The sequence below is a fragment of the Sphingopyxis sp. L1A2A genome (assembly GCF_005502465.1).
Lineage (GTDB): Bacteria > Pseudomonadota > Alphaproteobacteria > Sphingomonadales > Sphingomonadaceae > Sphingopyxis.
Genome location: NZ_SCOT01000008.1, coordinates 95,305 through 110,759 on the forward strand (window position 1 = coordinate 95,305; position 15,455 = coordinate 110,759).

General features: G+C 66.3%; 14 protein-coding genes. 8 read left to right on the forward strand and 6 right to left on the reverse strand.

All coding sequences use genetic code 11. The annotated features are described in order from the left end of the window. The 6 genes from FFS68_RS07605 to tpiA form a co-directional block, all read right to left on the reverse strand. Nucleotides 1–678, reverse strand: coding sequence for an ABC transporter ATP-binding protein (locus tag FFS68_RS07605; RefSeq protein ID WP_137752574.1), 678 nt, complete (start codon nt 676–678; stop codon nt 1–3). After that, a complete protein-coding gene (locus FFS68_RS07610; protein WP_137752575.1) occupies nt 671–1,921 on the reverse strand; it encodes a lipoprotein-releasing ABC transporter permease subunit in 1,251 nt (416 codons plus the stop codon). Before FFS68_RS07610 ends, FFS68_RS07605 begins: the two co-directional genes overlap by 8 nt. 511 nt (nt 1,922–2,432) lie before the next feature. Next, nucleotides 2,433–3,116: a Crp/Fnr family transcriptional regulator gene (locus FFS68_RS07615; protein WP_137752576.1), complete on the reverse strand. Its 684-nt coding sequence runs from the start codon at nt 3,114–3,116 to the stop codon at nt 2,433–2,435. A gap of 27 nt (nt 3,117–3,143) precedes the next feature. Beyond that, nucleotides 3,144–4,775, reverse strand: coding sequence for a CTP synthase (locus FFS68_RS07620; RefSeq protein ID WP_137752577.1), 1,632 nt, complete (start codon nt 4,773–4,775; stop codon nt 3,144–3,146). A gap of 107 nt (nt 4,776–4,882) precedes the next feature. After that, entirely contained in the window at nt 4,883–5,338 is a 456-nt protein-coding gene (secG, locus tag FFS68_RS07625; RefSeq protein ID WP_137752578.1) for a preprotein translocase subunit SecG, read from the reverse strand. 296 nt (nt 5,339–5,634) lie between these two features. Beyond that, entirely contained in the window at nt 5,635–6,384 is a 750-nt protein-coding gene (gene tpiA, locus FFS68_RS07630; protein ID WP_137752579.1) for a triose-phosphate isomerase, read from the reverse strand. 179 nt (nt 6,385–6,563) lie between these two features. On the opposite strand from tpiA, the gene FFS68_RS07635 reads away from it, so the two are divergent. From FFS68_RS07635 to glp, 8 genes are all read left to right on the forward strand, one after another. Further along, nucleotides 6,564–8,510, forward strand: a complete 1,947-nt coding sequence (locus tag FFS68_RS07635) for a peptidylprolyl isomerase (protein ID WP_137752580.1) — start codon at nt 6,564–6,566, stop codon at nt 8,508–8,510. A 2-nt stretch (nt 8,511–8,512) separates the two neighbouring features. Then, nucleotides 8,513–10,030: an anthranilate synthase component I gene (trpE, locus tag FFS68_RS07640; RefSeq protein WP_137752581.1), complete on the forward strand. Its 1,518-nt coding sequence runs from the start codon at nt 8,513–8,515 to the stop codon at nt 10,028–10,030. A gap of 35 nt (nt 10,031–10,065) precedes the next feature. Continuing rightward, nucleotides 10,066–11,127 carry an alpha/beta fold hydrolase gene (locus tag FFS68_RS07645; RefSeq protein WP_137752582.1) on the forward strand — a complete coding sequence of 354 codons (1,062 nt, stop codon included), beginning with the start codon at nt 10,066–10,068 and terminating at the stop codon, nt 11,125–11,127. Between the two features lie 151 nt (nt 11,128–11,278). Beyond that, nucleotides 11,279–11,869 carry an aminodeoxychorismate/anthranilate synthase component II gene (locus tag FFS68_RS07650; protein WP_137752583.1) on the forward strand — a complete coding sequence of 197 codons (591 nt, stop codon included), beginning with the start codon at nt 11,279–11,281 and terminating at the stop codon, nt 11,867–11,869. Next, entirely contained in the window at nt 11,866–12,864 is a 999-nt protein-coding gene (gene trpD / locus FFS68_RS07655) for an anthranilate phosphoribosyltransferase (RefSeq protein ID WP_137752584.1), read from the forward strand. Before FFS68_RS07650 ends, trpD begins: the two co-directional genes overlap by 4 nt. 127 nt (nt 12,865–12,991) lie before the next feature. After that, nucleotides 12,992–13,786, forward strand: a complete 795-nt coding sequence (trpC, locus tag FFS68_RS07660) for an indole-3-glycerol phosphate synthase TrpC (protein ID WP_137752585.1) — start codon at nt 12,992–12,994, stop codon at nt 13,784–13,786. Then, complete coding sequence (gene moaC / locus FFS68_RS07665) at nt 13,783–14,250, forward strand: cyclic pyranopterin monophosphate synthase MoaC (RefSeq protein ID WP_137752586.1); 468 nt, start codon at nt 13,783–13,785, stop codon at nt 14,248–14,250. The genes trpC and moaC overlap by 4 nt, the downstream gene beginning before the upstream one ends. Further along, nucleotides 14,250–15,440 (forward strand): gephyrin-like molybdotransferase Glp, encoded by a 1,191-nt coding sequence (glp, locus tag FFS68_RS07670; protein WP_137752587.1) that lies wholly within the window; start codon nt 14,250–14,252, stop codon nt 15,438–15,440. Before moaC ends, glp begins: the two co-directional genes overlap by 1 nt. The last annotated feature ends 15 nt before the right edge of the window (nt 15,441–15,455 follow it).

Here is a 15,455-nt window from a genome sequence, read left to right on the forward strand (position 1 = left end):
CTACGCCTCTATCCGCCCGTCGTGCAAGCGCAGCACGCGGTCCATCCGCGCCGCGAGCCGTTCATTGTGGGTGGCGACGAGCGCCGCCGAACCGTGATCGCGCACCAGCGACACGAACTGGTCGAACACCCGGTCGGCGGTCGCCTCGTCCAGATTGCCCGTCGGCTCGTCCGCCAGCACCAGCATCGGCCGGTTCGCCAGCGCGCGCGCCACCGCGACGCGCTGCTGTTCGCCGCCCGACAGCTTGCTCGGCTTGTGCTGCAACCGCTCGCCCAGCCCCAGCCGCCCGAGCAGCTCCGCCGCGCGTTCCTCGGCGTCGGCCTGCGCCGTCCCGCGGATCAACTGCGGCAGCACGACATTCTCGATCGCGTTGAAATCGGGCAGCAGATGGTGGAACTGATAGACGAACCCGATCTTTTCGCGCCGCGTCTTGGTCCGCTCGCCCTGATCATATTGCGTCACGTCGGCGCCATCGATGCGGATCGTCCCGTCGAATCCGCCTTCGAGCAGCCCGACCGCCTGCAACATCGTCGACTTGCCCGATCCCGACGGGCCGAGCAGCGCGACGATCTCGCCGCGCTTCAGATGCGCGTCGACCCCGCGCAGGACATCAATCGTCACATCGCCCTGCGTAAAACTGCGCTTGAGCGCGGCCAGTTCGAGGATCATGTCACTCATAACGCAGCACCTGTACCGGATCGGTATTCGCAGCCTTGAACGCGGGGTAGAGCGTCGCGAGGAAGCTGAACACCACCGCCATCAACGCAATCCCCGCAATCTCGAACGGGTCGGGCTTCGACGGCAATTCGGTCAGGAAACGGATCGACGGATCCCAGAGCGGCTGGCCGGTCAGAAACTCGACCCCGCGCAGCACCCCCTGTCGGAAATACAGCAGCCCGAACCCGAGCGCCATGCCCATCAATGTCCCCGCAATCCCGATCGACAGCCCGATCGCCATGAAGATACGCAGCACCGCGTCGCGCGGCGCCCCCATCGTGCGCAGGATCGCCATGTCGCGCGTCTTGGCGCGCACCAGCATGATCAGCGACGACACGATATTGAACGCCGCGACGAGCACGATTAGCGACAGGATGACGAACATCGCCACCCGCTCGATCGACAAGGCCTCGAACAGGCTGCTGTTCATCTGCCGCCAGTCCGATACCACCGCCTGCGCCGCGACCTTTTCCTTCAGCGGCGCGAGTATCTCGCCGACCTTGTCGGGGTCGGTGACCTTGACCTCGATCATCCCGACCTGGTCACCGGTCAGCAGCAGCAATTGCGCATCCTCCATCGGCATCACGACATACATTTTGTCGAAATCATAAACCCCGATCTCGAACACCGCGGTCACCCGGTAGCTGATCTCGCGCGGCACTGTTCCGAATGGGGTGGAGCGCCCGGCGGGGTTGATGATCGTCAGGTTCGATCCGACCGTCGCGCCGATATTGCGCGCCAGCTCGCTACCGATCGCGATATTGCCCGCATTGGCGGTCAGCGTGTTCAGATTGCCCTGCAACACCTTGCCGCCCAGCGTCTGGTTGTTGCGGATGTCGGGCACCGTCATGCCGCGCACCAAAATACCCTCGACCCTCCCGCCAAAGGTCGCGAGCAACGGCTGTTCGATCAGCGGGGTCGCCGACACGACGCCGGGCGTTGCCTTCGCCTGCTTCAGCACATCGCGCCAGTCGTCGAGCCGCCCGCCAAAGCCCTGCACCACCGCATGGCCGTTCAGCCCGACGATCTTGTCGAACAGGTCGGCGCGCACGCCGTTCATCACGCTCATCACGATCACCAGCGCCGCGACGCCCAGCGTCACCGCAACAAAGCTGAACGCCGCGGCGACGAAGATGAACCCTTCGCCGCGCTGCGGAAGCATATAGCGTTTGAAGATGGTGCGTTCGTAAGGACGCAGGATCATGGGGTTATGGGCCTTTGCGGCGCATGGGGGATGACACGCATGTCGCCGCTTTAAGGAGCGGTGGCGCGGCTGGCAATGGCCGCTGGCATGACGTCATCTTGCGACCGAGTCGCAGAATATGTTGCACATCGGCCACAGCGGGGGTCAAAAGCGCCGCCGAATGGTTTGCACAGCGTGACAAACCGCGCCCTTGCGCCTAGCCCGATGACTTCTGGATCAAGCGGCCCCAAGGCCCGGTTCCAGGGAGTGCAGGCCTTTCGCCGGGTCTGCAACAAAGGGGGATGGCGTGTGTTCGTCACAGGCGCCCGGGTTTCGCAAAGCGAAGCCCGGGCGTTGTGATTCTGACACGAAGCTCAAGCAAAAGAACTGATACCCCCTCCCTCTTAGGGAGGGGTAGCGAGACTTGCGAACTTGTTCGCTAGTCGCAGCTAGGGGTGGGTATGCTGGATAGCGCTGACGCTCGCTGCGCTCGCACCCACCCCCAGCCCCTCCCTTGCAGGGAGGGGAGCAATCACCCCTCGCTCTCGCTGATATCCTCCAGCATATCGGTATCGAGCACCCGCACCCGCCCTTGCTCCAGCGAGATCACCCCCGATTCCTCCCAGCTGCGCAGCTGGCGGTTGATATGCTCGCGGCTCATCCCCGCAAAATTGCCCAGCTCGGTCTGGCTCAGCTCGACACGGTGCGACGCCTCGACATCCTTGCGGATCAGGCGCTTCAGATAGCGCGCCAGCCGCGGACCCGACGCATAGGCGCGGTCGCTTTCGATCGTCTGGTCGGCGGTGCGCAGTCGCCGTGCGAGCTGTTGCATCAACGACCAGGCAAATTCGGGGTGGCTGGCGGCAAAATCGCGCAGCGCATTGCGACCAAGCTGCAGCGCGCTCCCGGCGCTCGTCGCGGTCACCGATGCGGTGCGTTCGCCGCCATCGAGCAGCGCAATCTCGCCCAGCACCGCGCCGGGTTCGGCATAGGCGAGCACGATCTCGCGCCCGCCGCCGGTCAACATCGACACGCGCGCCGTGCCCTGCGTCAGGATCAGCATCATGTCGCCCGGATCGCCCTGGACCAGCAATTCCTTGCCCTTGACGAAATTGACCTGGACCGCGCGGCTGGTGATCTCGGCCCAATCTTCGACCGACAGGCCCGAAAAAATGCTGTCGGGGCCCTGCAACTCGGCGAGTTTCGCGTGATCCATGCCCCTGATACCCCTTTGTCCGAACGGTCAGACCAGCCGGCTCTGCTTCACCGCCGCTTCGATAAAGCCCGCGAACAGCGGATGCGGATCGAACGGCTTTGACTTGAGCTCCGGATGGAACTGCACCCCGATAAACCACGGATGGTCGGGCCGCTCAACGATTTCCGGCAACATGCCGTCGGGCGACATGCCCGAAAACACCAAGCCGCCTTTTTCCAGCCGGTCACGATAGGCGTTGTTGACCTCGTAGCGGTGACGGTGCCGCTCGCTGATGTCGTTGGTGCCATAGACGGCCGCGACATGGCTGTTCGGCGACAATTTCGCGTCATAGGCGCCCAGCCGCATCGTGCCGCCCAAGTCAGTATCGGCGCCGCGCTTTTGCAGCCCTTCGGCGCTCATCCATTCGGTGATCATGCCGACGACGGGTTCATCGGTGCGCCCGAATTCGGTGCTCGACGCGTCCGCAATCCCGCTGGTGTTCCGCGCCGCCTCGATGCACGCCATCTGCATTCCCAGACAGATGCCAAAGAACGGCACATCCCGTTCGCGCGCAAAACGCACGCTCGAAATCTTGCCTTCGGACCCGCGTTCGCCGAACCCGCCGGGGACCAAAATGCCATGCAGCGGCTCCAGATTGGCGGCCAGATCCTCGTCGCGCTCGAACATTTCGGCGTCGAGCCAGCGGATATTGACCTTCACCCGGTGCGCCAGACCGCCATGGACCAGCGCCTCGTTGAGCGACTTATAGGCGTCGGGCAGCGACACATATTTGCCGACGACGCCGATTGTGACCTCGCCCTCGGGATGCTGCTTGCGGTCCATGATGTCGTACCAGCGCGACAGGTCGGGCGCCGGGGCATCATCGAGGCCGAAATGCCGCAGCACTTCATTGTCGAGCCCTTCGCCATGATATTGCACCGGCACCGAATAGATGCTGTCGGCGTCGAGCGCCGGGATCACCGCCTCTTTGCGCACGTTACAGAATTGCGCGATCTTGGCGCGCTCGCCGTCGGGCAGCGGCCGTTCGCAGCGGCACAGCAGGATTTCGGGCTGGACACCGAGCGAGGCGAGTTCGCGCACGCTATGCTGGGTCGGCTTCGTCTTCAACTCGCCCGCTGCGGCAATATAAGGCACCAGCGTGACATGGACCGACAGCGTCTTGTCGCGTCCCTCTTCGTTACGCAGCTGACGGATCGCTTCGATGAACGGCAGCGATTCGATGTCGCCCACCGTGCCGCCGATTTCGCACAGGACGAAATCCAGGTCGTCGAGTTCGGCACGCGCGAATGCCTTGATCGCATCGGTCACATGCGGCACGACCTGCACCGTTGCGCCCAGATAATCGCCGCGGCGTTCCTTGGTGATGATCTGCTGATAGATGCGGCCCGAGGTAATGTTATCGCTCTGCCGCGCCGCGACGCCGGTAAAGCGTTCGTAATGGCCGAGGTCGAGGTCGGTTTCGGCGCCGTCGTCGGTCACATAGACCTCGCCATGCTGGTACGGCGACATCGTTCCCGGATCGACGTTCAGATAGGGATCGAACTTCCGGATCCGGACGCGATAGCCGCGCGCCTGCAACAAAGCCGCGAGGCTAGCCGCCATCAAACCTTTGCCAAGCGAGGAGACCACGCCGCCGGTGATAAAAATGAACCGCGCCATGGGAGGAAAGACTTACTCAACGGGAGGGGGACGGCGCAAGCCGTCGAATCGCAAACGGCGGAATTTATTTCCGCCGCGCGGGCTGCTGTATCGGCCGGGGCCGATGCTTATTGCTTGGCGGGTGCCTGCGCCGGGGTCGGAGCGGCGTCCTGCGTTGCGGCGGCGGCCGCTGCCGCGAGCGGATCGTCGCTTGCGGGGACGGGCGCTGCGGCCGCGGGCGCTTGACCGCCCTGCGCGGGCTGCGCCGGACCGGTCAGCGACGACGCCGGCGCGGCGCCGCTCGTCTGCGCGGTTTTCGACAGCGAGGTGTCGATCGTCGAACCGCCGCGGCCAACCGATGCCATCGCCGCAAGAACGATCGACAGGCCGACAAACAGCGTCGCGAGAACGGTGGTCGCCCGGGTCATAAAGTCCGCCGCACCGCGCGCCGAGAGCAAGCCCGCGGGGCTGCCGCCAACGCCCAAACCGCCACCTTCGGACTTCTGCATCAAAATGACGCCGATCATCGCCGCGGCAACAAGCGCCTGCAGGACGAGAATGAAGGTGAAAAGGCTGGACATCATATTTTCCCGAACTTGCGCTGCCTCACACGGACCACGCCCGCGGCGCACATAGAGACGAAGCGGCTTGGCTTCAAGCCGTAAGGACAGGCCGCATGGCCGCCGCGCCAGCCTTCCCCCTCGATGGGGGAAGGATACGACGCCTTATCGCGAAGCGATTAGGCGAAGTTGGATGGGGGTGATGGTGCGTCCTTGCGCTGTCCTCTCGGACCGAGGCCGCAGCCCCTCCGCTGCGACTAAGCCAGCAAGCTGGCAAGTCTCACTGCCTCCCCCATCAAAGGGGGAGGACATATCCCGTTTCACCCCAACGCCGCGGCCGCCGCCACAATCGGCACAAATTTCGCCGCGGTCAGACTGGCACCGCCGACCAGCGCGCCATCGACGTCGCTTGCATCCAGCAGTTCGGCGGCGTTATCGCCATTGACCGACCCGCCGTACAGGATCCGCATGTCGTCCGCCGCGCCGCCAAAGCGCGCCGCCAGCGCGCCGCGGATCGCGCCGTGCATCGCCGCGACATCGGCGACCGTCGGCACCAGCCCGGTGCCGATCGCCCAGATCGGCTCATAGGCGATCGCCAGCCGGTCGGCGGCAAAATCGCCCGGCACCGACCCCGCAATCTGCGCCAGCACATAGTCGATTGCGCCGCCCGATTCGCGGATTTCGCGGGGTTCGCCGACGCACAATATGACCGACAGCCCGGCGGAAAGGCCCGCCTCGGCCTTGGCGCGGACATCGGCATCGCCCTCGCCGCACCCTTCGCGCCGCTCGCTATGCCCGACGATGACCAGCCGCGCGCCGGCATCGGCCAGCATCGCCGCCGCGACCGATCCGGTAAAGGCGCCCGACGCGGCATGATGACAATCCTGCCCGCCGATGGCCGCACCCGGCGCCGCCGCGACCATCGCACCGATCAGCGTGAACGGCGGGCACAGCGCAACATCGACGCCGGGATGCTCCCCCGCCGCCGCAAAAATCGCCTGCGCATCGCCGATCGCCGCCGACAGACCGTTCATTTTCCAGTTGCCGACCACATATTTGCGCCGTGCCATTGCCCTGCCTCTCCCGTTGTTCGAACGATGTCGGTGCCCTAGCGGGGGGCGGGGGCGATAGGCAAGCCGTGTCGGACGGCGACGAAAAGCCTGTTTCGCGCCTTGATGCCGTGCCGCCGCGCCTCTAAAGCATCGCCCGACCGCGCATCCCCGCGCCCCGCCGAAAGACCGCCCGTTCCATGATCACCGCCATCCGCCGCATGTTTTCCTCGACGATCGGCAAGTTCCTTGCGCTGGCGTTCGTTGCGCTCGTCGGTGTCGCCTTCGCACTCGGCGACGTCACCGGCAATTCCACCTTTGGCGGGATCGGCGGCGCCAATGTCGCCAAAGTCGGCAACGAGGAAATCGGCGTCGGCGAGCTGCGCGATCGCGTTCGCCTGGCCTATAATCAAGCGCGCCAGAACCAGCCCGGGATGACAATGGCGGCTTTCGTCGAATCGGGCGGGCTCGACCAGGTGCTCGACCAGCTGGTCGAAGGGCTGGCCTTTGACCAGTTCGCCACCGAAATGGGTTTTGGCGTCAGCAAACGGCTGATCGACGGCCGCATCGCCGACATCCCCGCCTTTGCCGGGGTGTCGGGCAGCTTCGACCAGACCCGCTTTGAGGCGTTCCTGCGCGAAAATGGCATGACCGAGGCGCAGTTGCGCCGCGACTTGCGCCAACAGCTGCTGATCGAACAGATCGCGGCGCCGATCGCGACCATGCCGCGCATCGGACAGGGCATGGCGCAACCCTATGCGGCGCTGCTGCTCGAACAGCGCCGCGGCCAGGCCACCTTCATTCCGTCCAGCCCGTTCGCGCCCACCGCCGATCCGGGGGACGCGGCGCTCAAGACCTATCTGACCCAAAATGCCGCGAAGTTCACGGTGCCCGAACGGCGCGTGATCCAATATGCCGTGTTCGACCGCGCCGCGGTGCCGGTCCCGGCGGTCACCGACGCCGAAATCGCCAAGGTCTACAAGGACAATGCCAGCCAGTTCACCGCCAGTGAAACGCGCCGTTTCGCCCAGGTGATCGTTCCCGATCGGGCGACGGCGAATGCGCTTGCCGCCAAGGTACGCGGCGGGACCGCGCTGACCGCCGCGGCGCAGGCTGCCGGCCTGTCGGCGTCGACGACCGGCGACCTCACCCAATCGGCCTATGCCGCAACCAGCACCGCCGCCGCCGCCAAGGCCGCCTTTGCCGCCAAGCGCGGCGACCTGATCGGCCCGATCCAGACCGGCCTTGGCTGGAGCGTGGCGCGGGTCGAGGATGTCACGACGCGTCCGGCGCGCGGCCTTGCCGACGCCAGCGCCGAAATTCGCACCGAACTTGCCAAGAACAAGGCGAATGAGGCGATCGTCGATTATTACAATGCGATTCAGGATGCGGTGAACAGCGGCGCGTCGATCGAAGAAATTACCACCGACCGCAAGCTCACGCTGGCGACGACGCCGGCGTTGCTGCCCAGCGGCCGCGTTCCCGGTCAGCCCGGCTTCACTCTGGCGCCCGAACTCGCCCCGCTGGTCGGCCAGGCATTCCAGGGCGGATCGGAGGGCGAAGGCCAGCTCGCGACGTTGGTTGAGAACGAAAAATTCGCCGTCTATGCGGTGAAATCGATCGTCGCCGCCGCGCCGCCGCCCTTCGCGCAGATCCGCGCCGACCTGCTGACCGACTGGCGGTTCGCGCAGGGGCAAAAGATCGCCCGCGACAAGGCGCGCGCCATCGTCAAGGCGGTCGAGGGTGGCAAGAGCCTGCCCGACGCCGTCGCGGCGGCGGGGCCGAACATTGGCAACGTCCAGACGATCGGTGGTCGCCGCGCCGAACTTGGCGCTGGCGGCAAGCCGGTTCCGCCCGAACTCGCGCTGCTCTTTTCGATGGCCAAGGACAGCGTCAAGACGCTCGAAATCCCCGGCAATCGCGGGTGGATGGTGATCGCGCTCGCCGACGTCCAGCGCCCCGATCCCAAATCGATCGACCCGGCGCGCGTCGCCGGCATCGCCCAGCCGCTCGCCCCCGCCTTTGGCAACGAGCTGATCGAACAGCTCGCCGGTGAAGCCAAGCGCCGCGCCGGGGTGACGATCAACAAGGAACTCGTCGACCAGCTGCGCAAAGAACTCACCGGCACCGCGCCGGTCGCCGAATAGGGGTGAGCCTCGAAGGCAGAGCAGCCGCGCTCGAGGCGCTGGCCCAGGGGCGCGGCGCGGTCGTGTGGCAGCGGCTGATCGCCGATGTCGAAACCCCGGTGTCGGCAGCGCTCAAGCTGATCGAGCCGGGACGCGGCGACTGGGTGCTCGAATCGGTCGAAAGCGGCGAAACGCGCGGGCGCTACAGCCTGATCGGGCTCGACCCTGACCTGATGTTCGAGGTCACTGGCGATGCGGCGCGGATCAACCGCGACTGGCGCCGCAACCGCGATGCTTTCGCGCCGCTGGCCGCCCCCGCGCTCCAGGCGCTGCGCGACCTTGTCGCCGAATGCCGCTTCGACGTGCCGGAGGGCTTGCCCAAGGCGCTCGCGACGCTCGTCGGCTTCTTCGCCTATGAAACGATCGGCCTGGTCGAGCGCATCCCGCGCGCGCCGGGAACCGGGCTTGGTCTGCCCGACATGATCTTCGTGCGCCCGACGACGATCCTTGTCTTCGACCGCCTGACGGACGAATTGTTCCTGATCGCGCCAATCTGGCCCGACGCGAGCGGCGCGATCGACCGGATGATCGAGGCGGCGCAGGACCGGGTCGAAACCATCGCCGCGCGCCTGTCGAGCGTCAGCGCCCACGCCGACCGCGCCGCCACCGCCGCGCTGCCCGCCGACATCGGACCGCACGCCGCAACCACCCCCGCGCAGTTCGCCGCGATGGTTGCCGCCGCCAAGGATTATATCGCCGCGGGCGACATTTTTCAGGTCGTGCTGTCGCAGCGTTTCTCGACCCCCTTCGACTTGCCGCCGTTCGATCTCTACCGCGCGCTGCGCCGCATCAACCCGTCGCCCTTTCTGTATTTCCTCGACCTGCCTGGCTTTGCGCTGATCGGCTCGTCGCCCGAAATCCTGGTGCGTGTGCGCGACGGCGAAATCACGATCCGGCCCATCGCCGGCACCCGCCCGCGCGGCCGCACCAGCGCCGAGGATGTCGAGAATCGTGAAAGCCTGCTCGCCGACCCCAAGGAACGCGCCGAACATCTGATGTTGCTCGACCTTGGCCGCAACGACGTGGGGCGCGCCGCGGTGGGCGGCAGCGTCGCCGTCACCGACAGCTACACGGTCGAATTTTACAGCCACGTCATGCACATCGTGTCGAACGTGGTCGGCCGCATCGCCCCCGACAAGGACGCGATCGACGCGCTGTTCGCGGGCTTCCCCGCGGGCACCGTCAGCGGCGCCCCGAAAGTCCGCGCCTGCCAGATCATCGCCGAGCTCGAGGCCGACGCGCGCGGGCCTTATGCGGGCGGCGTCGGCTATTTCGCCCCCGACGGCAACATGGACAGCTGCATCGTGCTGCGCACCGCGATCGTCAAGGATGGCGAAATGCATGTGCAGGCGGGGGCGGGCATCGTCGCCGACAGCGACCCCGCCTATGAACAGCGCGAATGCGAGGCCAAGGCCGGCGCGCTGTTCGCCGCCGCGCGCGAAGCGGTGCGGCTGGCGGGAACGCCAGGATATGGGCAATAGCTTGACCTGATCGGGACGTCCGCTAGCGTCCCGCCATGCACAAAATCCTCGCCCCGCTCGCCCTGCTGCTCGCCAGCCTTCCCGCCCACGCTCAAACCCCTGCGGGCGCCGTCGAAGGCGACGCCATCCTAAAGGATTTTGCCTTCGCCAGCGGCGAAAAACTGCCCGAGCTCAAGCTGCACTACACCACGCTCGGCACCCCACAGCGCGACAAAAAGGGCCATGTCACCAACGCCGTGATGATCCTCCACGGCACCGGCGGCACCGGCAAGCAGTTCTTTCAGCCGCAATTTGCCAGCGAGCTGTTCGGCCCCGGCCAGCTGCTCGACACCGCGAAATATTACATCATCCTGCCCGACAATATCGGCCATGGCGGCTCGTCGAAGCCGAGCGATGGCCTGCGGATGAAATTCCCGAAATATGACTATGACGACATGGTCAGCGCGCAGCACCGGATGCTCACCGAAAAGCTGGGGGTGCATAAACTCAAGCTGATCCTCGGCACCTCGATGGGCTGCATGCACGCCTTTGTCTGGGGCACCACCCGCCCCGGCTTTGCCGAAAAGCTCGCCCCCTTCGCCTGCCTGCCGGTCGAGATCGCGGGGCAAAACCGCATGTGGCGGACGCTGACGATCGACGCGATCAAGGCCGACCCGCTGTGGCAGGACGGCAATTACACCGATCCGCCGCGCGGCGGGCTGCGCACCGCGGCATCGCTGACGCTGATCGCGGGCGCCAACCCCTATGCGCTACAGGCACAATATCCGACCCGCGCCGCCGCCGAGGCCTATAAGGACGAGGCCTTTGCCCGTATGTTCGGTCGCAACGATGCCAATGACACTATTTATCAACTCGATAGCTCGCGAACCTATAATCCGTGGCCACTGCTCGAAAAGATCGATGTCCCGACCTTGTGGATCAACTCGGCCGACGATTTCATCAACCCGCCCGCCTATGGCATCACCGAAAAGGCGGCAGCACGGATGCCGACAACGAAATTCATTCTCATCCCCGCAAGCCCGGAAACCAAGGGCCACAGCACCCACACCTGGGCGAAATTCTGGAAAGCCGATCTGGCAAAGCTGATGGCGCAATAGAACCGCCATCGTCATTCCCGCGAAAGCGGGAGCCCAGCGAGCCGGCGTGGCAACTGGGTTCCCGCTTTCGCGGGAATGACGAAGGTGAGTTTGCTTCTCGAATAGCTTCTATCCCTTCCCCCTTTCGCGCAAAATCGTTACGGCGACCCCCATGATCCTCGTCATCGACAATTATGACAGCTTCACCTTCAACCTCGTTCATTATCTGATCGAGCTAGGCGCCGACGTGCGCGTCGAGCGCAATGATGCGCTGACCGCCGCCGAGGCGCTGGCGACCGGCGCCGATGCGATCCTGATCTCGCCCGGCCCCTGCACCCCGAACGAGGCCGGGATCAGCCTCGACCTGGTCGCCGCCTGCGCCGCAGCCCGGCGCCCGCTGCTCGGTGTCTGCCTTGGTCATCAGGCGATCGGCCAGCATTTCGGCGGCACCGTCCAGCGCGGCCATTTGATGCACGGCAAAACCTCGCCGGTGTGCCACGACGGCAGCGGGCTGTACGCCGGCCTGCCCTCGCCGTTTCAGGCGACGCGCTACCACAGCCTCGAAGTCGTCGACATTCCGGATTGCCTGATCATCAACGCGACCAGCGACGACGGCGCGGTCATGGGGTTCCGTCACGTCGAGCTGCCGATCCATGGCGTCCAATTCCATCCCGAAAGCATCGCGACCGAGCATGGCCATGCGATGCTGGCCAATTTCATGACCGCCGCGGGCCTGTCAGTCGGCGCGCGCCAGGCCGCATGAACCGTTTCGGCCCGCTCCCCGATCCCGCGCATCTGCTCGACCATGACGAGGCGGCGCAGGCGTTTGCCGATATCCTCGACGCGCGAACCAGCGAGGATGAGATTGCCGAGTTTCTCATCGCGCTGTCCGATCGCGGCGAAACCATGGTCGAAATCGCCGCCGCGGCGCAGGCGCTGCGCGACCGGCTGATCCCCATCGACGCCCCGGTCGGCGCGATCGATGTGTGCGGCACCGGCGGCGACGGCCATCACACCCTCAACGTCTCGACCGCCGTCGCCATTGTCGTCGCGGCATGTGAGGTTCCCGTCGCAAAGCACGGAAATCGGGCTGCCTCCTCAAAATCCGGCGCCGCCGACACGCTCGAAGTCCTCGGCCTCGACATGGAGCGCGCCGGGCGACTTGCCGAAGCGACGCTCGCCGATCTTGGTATCTGCTTTCTCTTCGCCGCCAACCATCATCCGGCGATGAAGCGCATCCAGCCGATCCGCACCCGCCTCGCCCGCCGCACCATCTTCAACCTGATGGGACCGCTCGCCAACCCGGCGCGCGTCACCCGCCAGCTGATCGGCATCGCGCGCCCCGGCTATGTCCCCGTCTATGCCGAGGCGCTGCACCGGCTGGGCACTGATCATTCGCGCGTCGTGTCGGGCGACGAAGGCATCGACGAACTCTCGCTCGCGGGCGGCAACGAGGTCGCGGTGGTCAACGCCGAGGGGGTGTTCATGCAGCGCAGCCAGGCGAGCGACGCCGGGCTGCCCACCCATCCCATTTCCGCGATCCGCGGCGGCGACGCTGCCGACAACGCCAAGGCGCTGCGCGAACTGCTGCAGGGCGCCCCCGGCGCCTACCGCGACGCAGTTTTGTACAATGCCGCCGAGGCGCTCGTCATCGCGGGCGCCGCTGAAACGCTGACCGCAGGGGTCGAGGACGCCGCCGAAGCGATCGACAAGGGGCTCGCCAACGCGCTGCTCAACTGCTGGATCGCCTATAAATGAGCGCCGCGCGTTCCACGTCATTGCGAGGAGCCGGAGGCGACGCGGCAAACTCCAGCTTTCGTCCATCAAGATCGCTAGCTGGAGATTGCTTCGCTACGCTCGCAATGACGATGATGTTGAGCCCGAAATGAACAAACTAACCCAAATCCTCGCCACCAAAGCCGAAGAGGTCGCCGCGCGCCGCGCGCTGCGCTCGTTCACCGACCTCGACGCGATCGACGCCGGCCCGGTGCGCGGATTTTACGCCGCCTTGCAGGCGAAAATCGACGCGGGCGGCTATGCCCTGATCGCCGAGATCAAGAAGGCATCGCCATCCAAGGGGTTGATCCGCAACGACTTCGATCCCGCCGATCACGCCCGCGCCTACGCCGCGGGGGGCGCCGCCTGCCTGTCAGTGCTGACCGATGCGCCGTATTTTCAGGGCCATGAGGATTATCTCGTCGCCGCGCGCGCCGCCTGCCCCCTGCCCGCGCTGCGCAAGGATTTCATGATCGACCCCTGGCAGGTCGCCGAAGCCCGCGCCATCGGCGCCGACGCGATCCTGATCATCGTCGCCGCGCTGACCGACGGCGCGATGCGCGAGATCGAGGCGGCGGCGACCGACCGCGGCATGGATGTCCTCGTCGAGGTCCACGACGAAGCCGAACTCGACCGCGCGCTGACCCAGCTCAAATCGCGCCTGATCGGCGTCAACAACCGCGATCTGCGCACGTTCGAGACCGATCTTGGGGTGACCGAACGCCTCGCCAAACTCGTCCCGCCGGGGACGTTGCTGGTCGGCGAGAGCGGCATAACGCGCCATGCCGACTGCGAAAAACTGGCGCAAAGCGGCGTCCGCACCTTCCTCGTCGGGGAAAGCCTGATGCGACAGGCTGACGTCACGGCGGCAACCAGGGCGCTACTGACAGGCAAAGTCGCATGACCCGCCCGACGCACCTCGACGAAACCGGGGCTGCGTCGATGGTCGATGTCGGCGCCAAGCCCGCGACCCAGCGTCGCGCGGTCGCGGGCGGGCGGATCACCATGTCGGCGGCCGCGTTGGACGCAATTCGCGGCGGCAACGTGCCCAAGGGCGATGTGCTGTCGACCGCGCGGATCGCGGGCATCATGGCCGCCAAACGCACCGCCGACCTCATCCCACTCTGCCATCCGCTGGCGCTGACCAAGGTCGGCATCGACTTTGAATGGGAAGCCGATGGCATTTCGGTCCGCGCGACCGCCGCGACCAATGGTCCGACCGGGGTCGAGATGGAGGCGCTGACCGCCGCGTCGGTCGCGCTGCTTACCCTCTACGACATGGCCAAGGCGCTCGATCGCGCGATGGTGCTCGGCGACATCCGTTTGCTCGAAAAGAGTGGCGGCCGTTCGGGCGACTGGCGCGCCTGATGGCGGCGCTGCTGCCGGTCGAGGATGCACAGGCCCGCTTACTGGCGCTGCAGGGGGCGTTGCCTTCCAACAAAATCGCCTTTTCCGAATGCTTTGGCTGCTATATTTCAGACGATGTTATCGCGCAGCGCGACCAGCCCGCGGCGCCCTTGTCGGCGATGGACGGCTATGCAATTCGGTTCGTCGACCTGCCCGGGCCTTGGACCGTCATCGGCGAAAGCGCTGCGGGCGCCGCGCCCGATCGCGCGGTGGGCGCGGGCCAGGCGATGCGGATCTTTACCGGCGCGATGCTTCCCGACGGCGCCGACACCGTGATCGTTCAGGAGGATGTCGCGATCGATGGCGCCGCGCTGACGATGACCGGCGACGGCCCCGGCGCGCACGGCCGCCATATCCGCGCCCGCGCCGCCGATTTCGCCGCCGGCGATCGCCTGTTGCCCGCGGGCACCCGCCTGACGCCCGGCGCTATTGCCGCCGCGGCAATGAGCGGCGCCGGTCAGCTTGCGGTCGGGCGCCGCCCGCGCGTCGCGATCCTCACCACCGGCGACGAACTCGTCCAGGCGGGGCGCTCCCTGACGGCAGGACAAATCCCCGACAGCAACAGTCCGATGCTGACGGCGATGCTCGCGGGCGAGCCTGCCGAGGTCAGCCTGCCGCATCATGCCCGCGACGACCGTGCTACACTTGCCAAGGTTTTGAAGGAGTTGGCGCGACGTCATGATGTCATCGTCACCGTTGGCGGCGCCTCGGTTGGCGATCACGATCACGTCCGCGGCGCGCTCGCAGACGCCGGTGGCCGGATCGATTTCTGGAAGATCGCGATGCGTCCCGGCAAGCCGCTGATTGCGGGCACAATCGGCGATACCATCCTGCTCGGGCTGCCCGGCAATCCGTCGTCGGCCTATGTCACCGCGATCCTGTTCCTGTTGCCGCTCATCCGCCACCTCGCCGGGGCGCGCGATCCGCTGCCGGCGGTTCATCAGGCGCCGCTGGCCGCGCCGTTGGCCGCCGGGGGCACGCGCCGCGATTATCTGCGCGCCCGGTTCAGCGCGGGGCAGCTGACTCCGCTGATCGGGCAGGAAAGCAGCATGACCCTGCCGCTCGCCGCGGCCAACGCATTGCTGATCCGCGAAATCGGCGCGCCACCCCGCGCGGCGGGGGCGATGGCCGACTATATCGTCATCGCTTGACAAGTTCCGCTCTGT